The organism is Streptomyces sp. NPDC004126 (assembly GCF_050275515.1).
Classification (GTDB): Bacteria; Actinomycetota; Actinomycetes; order Streptomycetales; family Streptomycetaceae; genus Streptomyces.
This window is the reverse complement of the sequence record NZ_JBNNPF010000009.1, coordinates 145,565-159,181: the sequence shown is the minus strand read 5'-3', so window position 1 is coordinate 159,181 and position 13,617 is coordinate 145,565. Positions and strand designations below refer to the sequence as shown.

At 71.8% G+C, this 13,617-nt stretch carries 10 protein-coding genes; 5 read left to right on the top strand and 5 right to left on the bottom strand.

Annotated elements, in window-relative coordinates; all coding sequences use genetic code 11:
* Positions 1-6 precede the first annotated feature (6 nt).
* The 3 genes from nuoL to nuoN are packed head-to-tail and all read left to right on the top strand — an operon-like array spanning position 7 to position 5,133.
* Entirely contained in the window at positions 7-1,902 is a 1,896-nt protein-coding gene (gene nuoL, locus ACQKM2_RS11590; protein WP_427708568.1) for an NADH-quinone oxidoreductase subunit L, read from the top strand.
* A 1-nt stretch (position 1,903) separates the two neighbouring features.
* The gene (locus ACQKM2_RS11585; RefSeq protein WP_427708567.1) at positions 1,904-3,490 is read left to right on the top strand and encodes an NADH-quinone oxidoreductase subunit M; all 1,587 of its coding nucleotides are present in this window, start codon (positions 1,904-1,906) and stop codon (positions 3,488-3,490) included.
* Positions 3,487-5,133: an NADH-quinone oxidoreductase subunit NuoN gene (gene nuoN, locus ACQKM2_RS11580; RefSeq protein WP_427708565.1), complete on the top strand. Its 1,647-nt coding sequence runs from the start codon at positions 3,487-3,489 to the stop codon at positions 5,131-5,133. Before ACQKM2_RS11585 ends, nuoN begins: the two co-directional genes overlap by 4 nt.
* Before the next feature lie 67 nt (positions 5,134-5,200).
* Here the strand turns inward: nuoN and ACQKM2_RS11575 are convergent, their stop codons facing one another.
* The 3 genes from ACQKM2_RS11575 to fahA form a co-directional block, all read right to left on the bottom strand.
* On the bottom strand, positions 5,201-5,809 hold the full coding sequence (locus tag ACQKM2_RS11575) for a hypothetical protein (RefSeq protein ID WP_427708563.1): 609 nt from the start codon (positions 5,807-5,809) through the stop codon (positions 5,201-5,203).
* A 102-nt stretch (positions 5,810-5,911) separates the two neighbouring features.
* Entirely contained in the window at positions 5,912-6,529 is a 618-nt protein-coding gene (locus ACQKM2_RS11570; protein ID WP_427708561.1) for a hypothetical protein, read from the bottom strand.
* A 90-nt stretch (positions 6,530-6,619) separates the two neighbouring features.
* Complete coding sequence (fahA, locus tag ACQKM2_RS11565) at positions 6,620-7,843, bottom strand: fumarylacetoacetase (protein ID WP_427708559.1); 1,224 nt, start codon at positions 7,841-7,843, stop codon at positions 6,620-6,622.
* A gap of 141 nt (positions 7,844-7,984) precedes the next feature.
* Between fahA and ACQKM2_RS11560 the strand changes: the two genes are divergently transcribed.
* Positions 7,985-8,794, top strand: coding sequence for an HAD family hydrolase (locus ACQKM2_RS11560; RefSeq protein WP_427708557.1), 810 nt, complete (start codon positions 7,985-7,987; stop codon positions 8,792-8,794).
* A 6-nt stretch (positions 8,795-8,800) separates the two neighbouring features.
* Here ACQKM2_RS11560 and ACQKM2_RS11555 read toward each other — a convergent pair whose 3' ends face one another.
* Together ACQKM2_RS11555 and ACQKM2_RS11550 are read right to left on the bottom strand one after the other, a co-directional pair.
* Positions 8,801-10,807 carry a CocE/NonD family hydrolase gene (locus ACQKM2_RS11555; protein ID WP_427708555.1) on the bottom strand — a complete coding sequence of 669 codons (2,007 nt, stop codon included), beginning with the start codon at positions 10,805-10,807 and terminating at the stop codon, positions 8,801-8,803.
* Positions 10,808-10,827: 20 nt separating this feature from the next.
* Complete coding sequence (locus tag ACQKM2_RS11550) at positions 10,828-12,345, bottom strand: peptide MFS transporter (protein ID WP_427708554.1); 1,518 nt, start codon at positions 12,343-12,345, stop codon at positions 10,828-10,830.
* Positions 12,346-12,535: 190 nt separating this feature from the next.
* Here ACQKM2_RS11550 and ACQKM2_RS11545 point away from each other — a divergent pair, with 190 nt between their 5' ends.
* Positions 12,536-13,546: a polyprenyl synthetase family protein gene (locus ACQKM2_RS11545; protein WP_427708552.1), complete on the top strand. Its 1,011-nt coding sequence runs from the start codon at positions 12,536-12,538 to the stop codon at positions 13,544-13,546.
* The last annotated feature ends 71 nt before the right edge of the window (positions 13,547-13,617 follow it).

The window sequence follows — 13,617 nt, the reverse complement described above, 5'->3', positions numbered from 1 at the left end:
TTCACAGTGGAGAATCTGATTGCGCTGCTCGTGGCGGCGCCCCTGCTCGGAGCGGCGGTGCTGCTGTGCGGCGGCCGGCGCCTCGACAAGGCCGGCCACTGGATCGGCACCCTGCTCGCGGCCGTCTCCTTCGGCATCGGCGTCGTCCTCTTCGCGGACATGCTGGGGCGCGGGGCCGAGGACCGGGCCCTGCACCAGCGGCTGTTCAGCTGGATCCCGGTGGAGGGCTTCCAGGCGGACATCGCCTTCCAGCTGGACCAGCTGTCGATGACCTTCGTCCTGCTGATCTCCGGGGTGGGCACGCTCATCCACGTGTACTCGATCGGGTACATGGAGCACGACGAGCGCCGCCGCCGCTTCTTCGGCTACCTCAACCTGTTCGTCGCGGCGATGCTGCTGCTCGTCCTCGCCGACAACTACCTGCTGCTGTACTTCGGCTGGGAGGGCGTCGGCCTCGCCTCGTACCTCCTGATCGGCTTCTGGCAGCACAAGCCCAGCGCGGCCACCGCCGCGAAGAAGGCCTTCCTGGTCAACCGGGTCGGCGACATCGGCCTGTCGATCGCGATCATGCTGATGTTCACCACCTTCGGGACCTTCGCCTTCGGGCCGGTCCTCGCGTCCGTCGGGGAGACGGGCGAGGGCACGCTGACGGCGATCGGCCTGATGCTGCTGCTCGCCGCCTGCGGCAAGTCGGCGCAGGTGCCGCTGCAGTCCTGGCTCGGCGACGCGATGGAGGGCCCGACCCCGGTCTCGGCCCTGATCCACGCGGCCACCATGGTCACCGCCGGCGTCTACCTGATCGTCCGCTCCGGGGCCGTCTTCAACGGGGCGCCCGACGCCCAGCTCGTCACCACCGTCGTGGGCGCGGTGACGCTCCTCTTCGGTGCGATCGTCGGTTGCGCCAAGGACGACATCAAGAAGGCCCTGGCCGGCTCGACGATGTCGCAGATCGGCTACATGATCCTCGCCGCCGGCCTCGGCCCGATCGGCTACGTCTTCGCGATCATGCACCTGGTCACGCACGGCTTCTTCAAGGCCGGCCTCTTCCTCGGCGCCGGATCGGTCATGCACGGCATGAACGACGAGGTCGACATGCGCAAGTACGGCGCCCTGCGGACGTACATGCCGGTCACCTTCGTCACCTTCGGCCTCGGCTACCTCGCGATCATCGGCTTCCCCGGCCTGTCCGGCTTCTTCTCCAAGGACATGATCATCGAGGCGGCCTTCGCCAAGGGCGGCACCCAGGGCTGGATCCTCGGCGGGGTCGCCCTGCTGGGCGCCGGCATCACCGCCTTCTACATGACCCGGGTCATGCTCCTCACCTTCTTCGGCGAGAAGCGCTGGCAGCCCGACGCAGAGGGCCACGAGCCGCACCCGCACGAGTCCCCGAAGTCCATGACCATCCCGATGATCATCCTGGCGTTCGGATCGGTCTTCGCCGGCGGGTTCTTCGAGATCGGCGAGCGCTTCCTGAACTGGCTGGAGCCCGTCACCGGCTACGAGCACGGCAACCCGCCGGTCAGCGCCATGACGGTCACCGCCTCCACCATGGTCGTCCTCGTCGTCGGCGTCGCCATCGCCTGGTCGATGTACGGCCGCCGGCCCGTCCCGGTCACCGCCCCGCGCGGCTCGTTCCTCACCCGCGCGGCCCGCCGGGACCTGTTCCAGGACGACTTCAACCACGTGGTCCTCGTCCGCGGCGGCGAGCACCTGACCCGCTCCCTCGTCTACCTCGACCACAGCGTCGTCGACGGAGTGGTCAACGGCACGGCCGCCTCGGTCGGCGGGCTCTCCGGCCGGCTGCGCAAGCTGCAGAACGGCTACGCCCGCAGCTACGCGGTGTCGATGTTCGGGGGCACGGCGATCCTCATCGCCGCGACCCTGCTGATGAGGGCGGTGTGAGATGAGTTTCCCGCTACTGACGCTGACGGCCGCGGTCCCCGCGGCCGGCGCGATCCTCACGGCGGCCGTCCCGGCCGCCCGCCGGACCGTCGCCAAATGGCTCGCCCTGCTGTTCTCGCTCGCCACGCTGGCCCTGGCCGTCCTGGTCGCGGTCCGCTTCGAGCCCGGCGGCGACCGCTACCAGCTCACCGAGTCCCACGCCTGGATCGCCGACTTCGGCGTCCGCTACGAACTGGGCGTCGACGGCATCGGCGTGGCGCTCATCGCCCTCACCGCGCTGCTGATCCCCTTCGTGATCGTCGCCGGCTGGCACGACGCCGACCCGCTGGAGACCAACTCATCCCGCTGGCGGCCCACCCAGGGCTTCTTCGCCCTGATCCTGCTGGTCGAGGCGATGGTGGTGATCTCCTTCGAGGCCACCGACGTCTTCCTCTTCTACATCTTCTTCGAAGCCATGCTCATCCCGATGTACTTCCTCATCGGCGGCTTCGGAGACCGTGCCCACGCCGGCACCGACGAGAACGCCGCCGCGCAGCGCTCGTACGCGGCGGTCAAGTTCCTCCTCTACAACCTCGTCGGCGGCCTGATCATGCTGGCCGCCGTCATCGGGCTGTACGTCGTCGCCGGGAACTTCTCCCTCCAGGAGATCGCGGAGGCCCGCGCCGCGGGCACCCTCGACATGGCGACCAACACCGAGCGGCTGCTCTTCCTCGGCTTCTTCTTCGCCTTCGCCGTGAAGGCCCCGCTGTGGCCGCTGCACACCTGGCTGCCCAACGCGATGGGCGAGTCCACCGCCCCCGTCGCCGTCCTCATCACCGCGATCGTCGACAAGGTCGGCACCTTCGCGATGCTCCGCTTCTGCCTCGGGCTCTTCCCCGAGGCCAGCAAGTGGGCCACCCCCGTGATCCTCGTCCTGGCCCTGATCAGCATCGTCTACGGCGCGCTCCTCGCCGTCGGCCAGCGCGACATCAAGAGGCTGATCGCCTACGCCTCGATCTCGCACTTCGGCTTCATCATCCTGGGCATCTTCGCGATGACCTCCCAGGGCCAGTCCGGAGCCACCCTCTACATGGTCAACCACGGGATCTCCACGGCGGCGCTGATGCTCGTCGCCGGATTCCTGATCTCCCGGCGCGGCTCCCGCCTCATCGCCGACTACGGCGGCGTGCAGAAGGTGGCCCCGGTCCTCGCCGGCACCTTCCTGATCGGCGGCCTCGCCACCCTGTCCCTGCCCGGCCTCGCCCCCTTCGTCAGCGAGTTCCTCGTCCTCGTCGGCACCTTCGCCCGCTACCCGGTCGTCGGGATCATCGCCACCGTCGGGATCGTCCTCGCCGCCCTGTACGTGCTGGTCCTCTACCAGCGCACCATGACCGGCCCCGTGAAGGAGGAGGTCCGCAGCATGCCGGACCTGCGCGCACGGGAACTGCTGGTGGTCGCCCCGCTGATCGCGCTGCTGATCGGACTGGGCGTCTACCCGAAGGTGCTCACCGACATCGTCAACCCGGCGGTGGAGCACACCATGTCGGACGTGAAGCAGACGGACCCGAAGCCCGAGGTCCCCGTCCAGAACGTGGAGGCGGCCAAGTGATCGCTGCCCAGAGCCTGCTGACCCTGGCGGCCGAAGGACCGGCCGACCGGATCCCGGCCCCGCACATCGAGTACGCACAGCTCGCGCCCACGCTGATCGTGGTGGGCGCGGCGATCCTCGGAGTCCTCGTCGAGGCCTTCGTCCCCCGCAAGTCCCGCTACCCCGTGCAGGTGTTCCTCGCCGTCGCCGCGCTGGCCGCCGCCTTCGCGGCCGTCGTCGCCCTCGCCGCCGGCGGCTACGGCAGCACCAAGGCGCACGTCGCGGCCATGGGCGCCATCGCCGTCGACGGCCCGGCGCTCTTCCTGCAGGGCACCATCCTGCTGGCCTCCGTCGTCGCGGTGTTCACCTTCGCCGAGCGCCGCCTCGACCCCAAGGCACATGGCAAGCGGGTCGACTCCTTCGCCGCCCAGGCCGCGTCCGTACCGGGCAGCGACAGCGAGAAGGCCGCCGTCAAGGCCGGGTTCACCACCACCGAGGTGTTCCCGCTGGCCCTGTTCGCGGTCTCCGGCATGCTGATCTTCCCGGCCGCCGACGACCTGCTGACGCTGTTCATCGCGCTGGAGGTCTTCTCCCTCCCGCTGTACCTGCTCTGCGCCCTCGCCCGCCGCCAGCGGCTGATGTCGCAGGAGGCCGCGGTCAAGTACTTCCTGCTCGGCGCCTTCTCCTCCGCCTTCCTCCTCTTCGGCATCGCGCTGCTCTACGGCTACGCGGGCTCGGTCTCCTACGCGGTGATCGCCGACGTCGTCGACGGCACCGTCGCCCGGATCGACCCGGCGCTCGCCTCCACCATGGGCAACGACGCGCTGCTGCTCATCGGCGGCGCGCTGATCCTGATGGGCCTGCTGTTCAAGGTCGGCGCGGTCCCCTTCCACATGTGGACCCCGGACGTCTACCAGGGCGCCCCGACCCCGGTCACCGGCTTCATGGCGGCGGCGACCAAGGTGGCCGCGTTCGGCGCACTGCTGCGGCTGCTGTACGTGGTGCTGCCCGGCCTGCGGTGGGACTGGCGGCCGGTGATGTGGGGCGTCGCGATCGTCACGATGCTCGCGGGCGCCGTGATCGCGGTGACCCAGACCGACGTGAAGCGGCTGCTGGCGTACTCCTCCATCGCGCACGCCGGGTTCATCCTGGCCGGTGTGATCGCCACCTCGGAGGAGGGCGTCAAGTCCGTCCTGTTCTACCTGGGCGCCTACTCCTTCGTGACGATCGGCGCGTTCGCGGTGGTCACCCTGGTGCGGGACGCGGGCGGCGAGGCGACGCACCTGTCGAAGTGGGCGGGGCTCGGGCGGCGTTCGCCGCTGACCGCGGCCGTCTTCGCGGTGTTCCTGCTGGCCTTCGCGGGCATCCCGCTGACCTCCGGCTTCACGGGCAAGTTCGCGGTGTTCAAGGCGGCGGCGGAGGGCGGTGCCGGGGCGCTGGTCGTCGTCGGTGTGATCTCGTCGGCGATCGCCGCGTTCTTCTACATCCGCGTCATCGTGCTGATGTTCTTCAGCGAGCCGAAGGCCGACGGCCCGACGGTTGCCGTGCCGTCGCCGCTGACGATGACCACGATCGCGGTGGGCGTGGCGGTCACCCTGGTCCTCGGTCTGGCCCCGCAGTACTTCCTGGACCTGGCGGGACAGGCGAGCACGTTCGTCCGCTGATCCGGTCCCGGCTCCGCGTACGGAAGGGCCCGGCCCCCTCGGGGGGCCGGGCCCTTCGCCGTGCGGCCTAGTGGCTGTGCGCGTGCGCGTGCGCCGGGGTCTTCTTCGGGGGACAGGTCAGGGCGGGGTTCCAGTTGTGGAAGCGGCCGGCCGGGTTGTCGGCGTACGCCCACATGTGGAGGTCGTAGTGCTTCGGCATGCCGGTCCAGTGGCCGGGCATCGGGCCGTCGAACGGCAGCCCGAACATGGTGGGCCGGTCGTCGGTGGTCTTCAGGTCCTGGTCGCGGTCGGCGGACATCCACTCCACCGTCTGGAGCTTGCGCCGGCCCTTGCTGTCCTTGTGGGTGCTGTAGAGCAGCGCGGTGGGCTTCGCGGGGTCCGTCGAACCCCAGTTGGACTCCTTGACGTAGTGGTAGCCCATGGTGCCGACCCCGAACGGGTTGGTCATGCACTCCTCGCCGTGCGGGACGTACCCGTCCTTGAGGGCCTCCCGCTCGTCCACGTACCTGGCGGTCACCGCCATCGCCGTGGCCATGTCGCGCATCGCCTGCGCGTTGCGGGGGTCGGGGGCCGGGCCGTCGACCGCCTGCGCCGCCGGGGGCAGGGCGGCCAGGACCAGGGACGCGCCGGCGACGGCACAGGCGAGCAGGGCCTTCGGGCTGCGGTGCACGGACATGGGAGCTCCTGGTGGTTCGGGGCCTGTCCCGGAGGGGCTGTCGTTCGTCCACCTTCGCGGCGGGGCCGCGGGCGTGCACGCGGCGGGATGCCAAACGGGGGGTCAGGAGGGCGCGGCGGCCGGGGGAACGGCGGGCACGGCGGCGGGCGCGGCGGGCGCGACGGGCGCGGCGGGGCGCGGCCGGGTGGTGCCGGGGCGGCAGACGACCTTCGGGTTGAAGGGCTCGAACCGCCCGGAGGGGTTCCGCTTCCACAGCCACAGGTGCAGCGAGTAGTGCACCTTCTGGCCCGCGTACCGGGCGGGCAGCGGCCCGCGGAAGGGCTGCCCGAACAGGGAGGGCCGGTCGTCGTCGGTGTCGGTGCGGCCGTCGCGGTCCACGACCATCCATTCGAGGCCGGCCAGCTTCCAGTGCCCCGCGCCGTCGCCCTCGTAGAGCAGGGCCGTGGGCTTCCTGGGGTCGGTGGAGCCGTCCAGGGCGTGGTTGAAGTGCGGGTAGCCGAGGGCCCCGCCGCCTTCACCGGGGTTGACCACGCAGTACTGGTCGGGGACGTAGCCGGCGGCGACGGCCAGCCGGTGGTCGCGGTACTTGGCGGTCGCCACGAACGTCGCGGTCAGCTGGGCGGTGGGCGTGGCCGTCGGGGTGGCGGGGGCCGCGCCGAGCGTGAGGGAGGCGGTGGCCGCGAGGGCCAGCGGGGCGAGCTTTGCGGTACGAGGGGCCATGCGAGCAGGGTCACCTCGGCCCCGGACCCCCGCCACCCGGGCGGCGCGGGCGGAGTAGGGGACGGCGGGCCGCCGTCCCCTCTCCTCCCGTCAGGCGGCGGTGATGCGGCCGGTGACCTCGCCGAGGCCGACGCGCGTGCCGTCGGCACCGGGCGCCCACGCGGTGAGGGTGACGGTGTCCCCGTCCTCCAGGAACGTGCGCTTGCCGTCGGCGAGCTCCACCGCGTCACGGCCGTTCCAGGTGAGCTCCAGCAGGGAGCCGCGCTCGTCGACCTCCGGGCCGCTGACCGTGCCGGAGCCGAACACGTCGCCGGTGCGCAGCGAGGCGCCGTTGACGGTCATGTGGGCCAGCTGCTGGGCGGCCGTCCAGTACATCGAGGCGAACGGCGGCCGGGCCACCTCCTGCCCGTTGATGGACACCGTGATGTGCAGGTCGAAGCCGCCGGGGCGGTCGACCTCGGAGTCGTCCAGGTAGGGCAGCAGCGGGAAGTCCCGGGCGGGCGGGGCGACGCGGGCCGCGTCCAGCGCCTCCAGGGGGGTCACCCAGGCGGAGACGGACGTCGCGAAGGACTTGCCGAGGAACGGGCCGAGCGGCACGTACTCCCAGGCCTGGATGTCGCGCGCGGACCAGTCGTTGAGCAGGAACAGCCCGAAGACGTGCTCCTCGAAGTCGCCGAGCGCGACCGGACGGCCCATCTGCGAGGGAGCGCCGACGACGAAGCCGACCTCGGCCTCGATGTCGAGCTTCACGGACGGCCCGAAGACCGGCGCGGGGTCGGTGGGCGCCTTGCGCTGCCCGGAGGGGCGCACCACATCCGTGCCGGACACGACGATCGTCCCGGACCGGCCGTGGTAACCGATCGGCAGGTGCTTCCAGTTGGGGGTGAGCGCGTCCCCGTCCGGGCGGAAGATCTGTCCGACGTTGGTGGCGTGGTGCTCGCTCGCGTAGAAGTCGACGTAGTCGGCGACCTCGTACGGCAGGTGCAGCGTGACCTCGTCGAGCGGCAGCAGGTGCGGCTCGACGGTCCCGCGGTGACCGGGGTCGGTGACCCAGGCGGTCAGCGCGCGGCGCACGTCGCGCCAGGCGGTGCGGCCGGCGGCCAGCAGCGGGTTCAGCGAACCCTGGGCGAGCAGCCCGGCGTACGGGGACCCGAGCGCGACGGCCACGGCCCCCGCGTCGAGCACGTACCCGCCGATGCGCACGCCGACCCGGCGGCGCTCCGGCTCCGCCGGGGTGGTGAAGACGCCGTAGGGGAGGTTGTGCGGCCCGAACGGGTCGCCCTCGGGAACATCGAGGGGGCTCTGCTGGGGCATGGGGTGCTGCCTCGCTTTCGAGGGGGTCCGGGGGTGTCCCGGGGGCTGGCTGACACGTTACGTGGCCGGTGGGGTCTGTGGGAGGCCGGATTGGGGCCATATTCATAGGACTTGTCCAACGGGGTCCGTATCCTTGGCCGGGTGACTTCCGCCCTCCCCTATACCTTGATCGCCACCGACCTGGACGGGACTCTGCTGCGCGCCGGTGACACCGTTTCCGCCCGCTCCTGCGCGGCGCTCGCGACGGCGCGCGCCGCCGGCGCCCGGCACATCGTCGTCACCGGGCGCCCCGTCCCGCAGATCCGGCACGTCCTGGACGACCTTGGTTACTCGGGGCTCGCGGTGTGCGGGCAGGGCGCGCAGGTGTACGACGCGGCGCGCGGGATCCTGCTGCACTCCGTCGCGATGGACCGGGGCCTGGCCGAGGTGGCGCTCGGGAAGATCGAGGCGGAGATCGGCGAGGTGTACGTGGCCGTCAACCAGGAGGGGCTGGACGCGGAGATGCTGGTGGGCCCCGGCTACCGGATGCCGCACCCCCACCTGCCGATGGTCCGGGTCCGGGGGCGCGGCGAGCTGTGGGCGTCGCCGATCAACAAGGTGCTGCTCCAGCACCCGCGGCTGGACGACGACGAGCTGACGCGGGTGGCGCGGTCGGTGGTCGGCGACCTGGTGAACGTCACGATGGCGGGGGAGCACACGGTGGAACTCCAGCCGCCGGGCGTCGACAAGGCGACGGGGCTCGCGCGGGCGGCGTCCGTCCTGGAGGTCGCGGCGGAGTCGACGATCGCCTTCGGCGACATGCCGAACGACATCCCGATGTTCGAGTGGGCCGCCCACGGGGTGGCCATGGCCAACGCCCACCGCGAGCTCGTCGCCGTCGCCGACGAGGTCACCCTCTCGAACGAGGCCGACGGTATCGCGGCGGTCCTGGAGCGCCTGTTTCCCTCCTAGGCGGGCTCAGCCCGCCGCGCGGGGGAGGCGGCGTTGCCAGGTGCGGTGGAAGAGGACCTCGTCGCCCTCGCGGCAGACGACCTCGTTCACCGTCAGGAAGCCGCCCTCGTCGCACGAGATCTCCGACCGGGTCTCCACCCGCGCGTCCCAGCCCTCCTCCGGCCGGTGCAGCCGGATCCGCCATTCGGAGCGGGTGCGGGCGGAGAGCGGGTCCGACTGCTGGATCTCGTAGACCTCCGCCGCGTCCTCCTCGTACTCCAGCCCGTCCGGGTACACCCGCGTCCCCCCGTAGCGGGGGTCCACCTCCAGCCGCCACACCCCGCGCGCGACGTCCCGTACGACGACCCGCTCCGGACGCGGCGCGTCCAGCGTCTCCGGGTGGACCACCCCCAGCGGCTCGGCCTGCTCCGGCGGCTCGAAGGAGATCCCCGCGTCCAGGGGGGAGTCCGAGCCTCGGATCGGGAGTTCCAGGGTGCTGCCCGCGGGGTCGAGGGTCCAGCCGGCCTCCGAGCCGGCCCGGGGCCAGATCCACGGCCAGTAGGCGGAGGACAGCGCGAGCCGGATCCGGTGCCCCGGCGGGAAGGAGTGGCCGATGCCGTTCAGCTCGAAGGTGACGTCCTCGTACGCGCCCGCCCGCCACGGCACCGCCCGGTCCCGGCCGTGGCGGGCCGACAGGTTCAGGGCTCCGCGCGTGACGAGGGTCGAGGCGCCGTCCGGGGCGACGTCGCAGAGCCGGGCCACGACCTGCCCGTACGGGACGTCCATCCGCAGCCGCAGGGTGACCGAGGGCCGGCCCAGGATCTCCACGGGTTCGCCGTCGGCCACCGGGAACTCGAAGCAGGCCGACTTCGCGTCCTCCTCCCGCTGGTCCGGCGGCAGGTCGGCGTCGTTGCCGAAGGGGAAGAAGCGCCCGGCGTCCAGCCCGGTGTGCTGCGGCGAGGCCACGGTCACCGGCGCGCCCTGGAGCCCGTACGAGACGGGGACGACCGAGGGGGAGGGCCAGGCCTTCTCGCCGGCCCAGCGGCCCGGGAGCTCCCCGTACGTCGTCGCCGGGGGGTGCGAGCCGCTGATCCAGGCGCGCAGCAGGGGCTCGTCCATCACCCCGTTGTCGGCGCCCTTGAGCCAGTGGTCCCACCAGCGCAGGGTCTCCTGCAGGAAGCCGATCGCCGGGCCCGGCGGCAGCCCCCGGTCGGGGTACTGGTGCGACCACGGGCCGATCAGGCCCCGTACCCGGCCCGCGGGCAGGGCGGAGACCAGTCGCAGCACCGTGTCCCGGTAGGGGTCGTGCCAGCCGCCGACGGCGAGGACGGCCGCGCCGATCGCCCCGTAGTCCTCGCAGACGCTGCCGTGGCGCCAGTAGGCGTCGCGGGTCTGGTGCGAGAGCCAGGTGTGGACCAGCGGTTCCACGCCCTCCAGCCGGTCCAGCCACATCTGCCGCCAGCCGTCGCCGGCGTAGCGCGGGTCCGGCGGGCGGGAGGCGAAGGCGAGCATGGTGGCGGCCCAGGCGTGCATGTCGACGGCCAGGACCGATCCGCCCATGTAGTGGACGTCGTTGTCGTAGCGGTCGTCCGTGGAGCAGACGGTGACGACGGCCTTCAGGGCCTCCGGCGCGAGGGCGGCGATCTGGAGGCTGTTGAAGCCGCCCCAGGAGATCCCGAACATGCCCACCGCGCCGGTGCACCAGGGCTGCGCCGCCAGCCACTCCACCACCGCGACCCCGTCGGCCAGTTCCCGGGCGTCGTACTCGTCGCCGGGCCGGCCCCCGCTGCAGCCGTGGCCGCGTACGTCCACGCGTACGGAGGCGTAGCCGTGTCCGGCGTACCAGGGGTGGCGCTGGCGGTCGCGGGGCGCGGTCCAGTCGGTGAGCCGGTACGGGAGGTACTCCAGCAGGGCCGGTACGGGCTCGTCCGTGACCGGGCGCCAGACGCGGGCGTACAGCTCGACCCCGTCGGGCATCGGGATCCGGACATCCTCGTGGGCGGTGGCGTACGGGAAGTCGGTACGGATGATCATCGGGTTCCTTCACCGGCCCCTCAGTGGACGGGATGCATGGTGCGGCGCAGCCAGGGTGCCGCGGCGATCACGGCCAGGCCGACGGCGACCGCGACGGCGCCGTTGACGCCGAAGTACACGGGGTTGGAGACGTGGCCGTACGCCTTGACCACCTGGGCCTGGATGCCGTTGGCGAGGGCCAGGGACAGGAACCACAGGGCCATCGTCTGGCTCGCGTAGGCGCTGGGGGCGAGCTTGGTGGTGGCGGACATGCCGGAGGTCTCCAGGAGCACGTCGCCGAGTCCGAGCAGCAGGTAGGAGCCGATGATCCACCAGGCGGCGATCCGGTAGGAGTCCCCGTCGTGGCCGGAGGTCGGCCAGACCATCAGGAGGAAGGAGAGTCCGCCCAGGACGACGCCGATGGCGATCTTGTTGGAGGCGTGCGGCTGGCGGCGGCCCATCCGCACCCACAGCGCCGCCACCACGGGGGCGAGGGCCACCTCGAAGGCGCCGAGCGCCGAGGCGTACCAGCCGGCGGGGAAGTGGAAGCCGAGGATCTCGGTCCGGGCGTTGGTCGAGGCCAGCAGCATCATCGTGGAGTAGGCCTGGAAGAGGATGAAGTTGAAGGCGACGGAGGCGAGGAAGAGCACCACGTACGGGCGCAGCCGTCCGCGCTCCTCGGGCGTCACCCGTGGGCTGCGGAACATGAGCGCGAAGTAGACGACGGGGGCGATCACCGAGACGAGGGTCAGCAGGTCGACGAATCGGGCCATCGTCAACCAGCCGATACCCGCCAGGAGGGTGGCGAGTGCGGCGGCGGCGAGGCAGCCGCCGATGATCCGGCGGACGGCGGTCCGCATGGCGTCGGGGGCCAGTGCGTACTCGGCGGAGTGCCGGCGGCCGGCGAGGTGGCGGCGGCCGAGGACGTACTGGACCAGGCCCGCGGTCATGCCGACGGCGGCGGCGGAGAAGCCCCAGTGCCAGCCCTGGTGTTCGCCGAGCCAGCCGGTGACCAGCGGTCCGGCGAAGGCGCCGATGTTGATGCCCGTGTAGTAGAGGGCGAATCCGGCGTCGCGCCGCTCGTCGTCGGTGCGGTACAGCTTGCCGACCATGCTGGCGACGTTGGGCTTGAGCAGGCCGGTGCCCGCGCTGATCAGGCCGAGGCCGGTCCAGGTCATGGCGGTGCTGGGCACGGCCATGGCGTAGTGGCCGCAGGCGATCAGGACGCCGCCGGCCAGGACGGCGCGGTAGGAGCCGAGGATGCGGTCGGCGAGCCAGCCGCCGGCCACGGAGACGAGGTAGACCATGGTTCCGTAGGCCGCCGAGACGGAGGCGGCGGTGGCCGGGTCCATGCCGAGGCCGCCGTGCAGGGCCGTGTCCGCGAAGTAGAGGACGAGGATGGCCTGCATGCCGAGGAAGGAGAACCGCTCCCAGACCTCCAGCCCGGAGAGCGTGGCCAGGCCCCTGGGGTGCCCGAGGAAGGCGTGGTCGTCGGAGGGCGGCGGCTGGTCCGCCCGGGGCTCCGCAGGCTCGTCGGCATCGATGGCAGTTCTGGACAAAACAGATTCTCCGGTTGTTTCGGTTCCCACAGAACATACCGGGGTGGATCGGACTGTGCGTGTGCGGCAACCGGACAGCCGCTCTCGGTGATCGAAAACAGACCGGATACGCTGGCTTGAGTGATGGCAGCGACACATCGACAATCCAGGTGATCGTCAGCGTGATCGTCAGCAGACAGGAGTACCCCTCGTGACCGTCGTCGGGCCGTTCGGACTGAGCGTGCGGGACCAGGCTCTTGAGACCGATGTCCAGGCCGGACTGGCCGCCGTCGAGGCGGGTCTGCTGGAGGCCACCAAGAGCGAAGTCCCCTTCATCACCGAGGCCGCGCAGCATCTGGTGCGCGCCGGAGGCAAGCGGTTCAGGCCGCTGCTGGTGATGCTGGCCTCCCGCTTCGGCGACCCCTACGCGCCCGGCATCGTGCCGTCCGCGGTGGTCGTCGAGCTCACGCACCTGGCCACGCTCTACCACGACGACGTCATGGACGAGGCGGACGTACGCCGCGGGGTGGAGAGCGCCAACACCCGCTGGGGCAACTCCGTGGCGGTCCTGACGGGTGACTTCCTGTTCGCCCGTGCGTCGCACATCCTCGCGGACCTCGGGCCGGAGGCCGTGCGCATCCAGGCCGAGGCCTTCGAGCGGCTCGTGACGGGCCAGATCCTGGAGACGGCCGGTCCGCGCGACGGCCGCGACCCGGTCGCCCACTACCTGGACGTCATCGCCGGCAAGACCGGCTCGCTGATCGCCGTCTCCGGCCGCTTCGGCGCGCTGATGTCCGGCGCCGACGAGTCCGTCGTCGACATCCTGACCCAGTACGGCGAGCGCCTCGGCACCGCCTTCCAGCTCGCGGACGACGTCCTCGACATCGCCTCCGACTCGCACGAGTCCGGCAAGACCCCGGGCACCGACCTGCGCGAGGGCATCCCGACCCTGCCCGTGCTGCGGCTGCGCGAGATGGCCGAGCGGGACCGGCGCCCCGAGGACCTGGAGCTCGTCGCCCTGCTGGACGGGGACCTCACGGACGACGCCCGGCACGCCGAGGTCCTCGCCCGGCTGCGGGTGCACCCCGCGCTGGAGCAGGCCCGCCGCGACACCGTCCAGTACGCGGAGGACGCGCGCGCCATGCTCGCCCCGCTGCCGGAGTGCTTCGCGAAGTCGGCGCTGGAAGAGCTCTGCGACGCGGTGGTCCACCGCGCGGGCTGATCCCTCCGCATCCCGCCGAAACGAACGCTTCCGGAACGGGCCCCTCCGCCTGCGACCCCTACGGGTCCTGG

Excerpts from the sequence above, each read along its gene's own strand:
- ACQKM2_RS11575 (WP_427708563.1), bottom strand. The coding sequence starts at position 5,809 with ATGTCCGTGCACCGCAGCCCGAAGGCCCTGCTCGCCTGTGCCGTCGCC.
- ACQKM2_RS11555 (WP_427708555.1), bottom strand. The coding sequence starts at position 10,807 with ATGATCATCCGTACCGACTTCCCGTACGCCACCGCCCACGAGGATGTC.
- fahA (WP_427708559.1), bottom strand. The coding sequence starts at position 7,843 with ATGCCCCAGCAGAGCCCCCTCGATGTTCCCGAGGGCGACCCGTTCGGG.
- ACQKM2_RS11570 (WP_427708561.1), bottom strand. The coding sequence starts at position 6,529 with ATGGCCCCTCGTACCGCAAAGCTCGCCCCGCTGGCCCTCGCGGCCACC.
- ACQKM2_RS11585 (WP_427708567.1), top strand. The coding sequence starts at position 1,904 with ATGAGTTTCCCGCTACTGACGCTGACGGCCGCGGTCCCCGCGGCCGGC.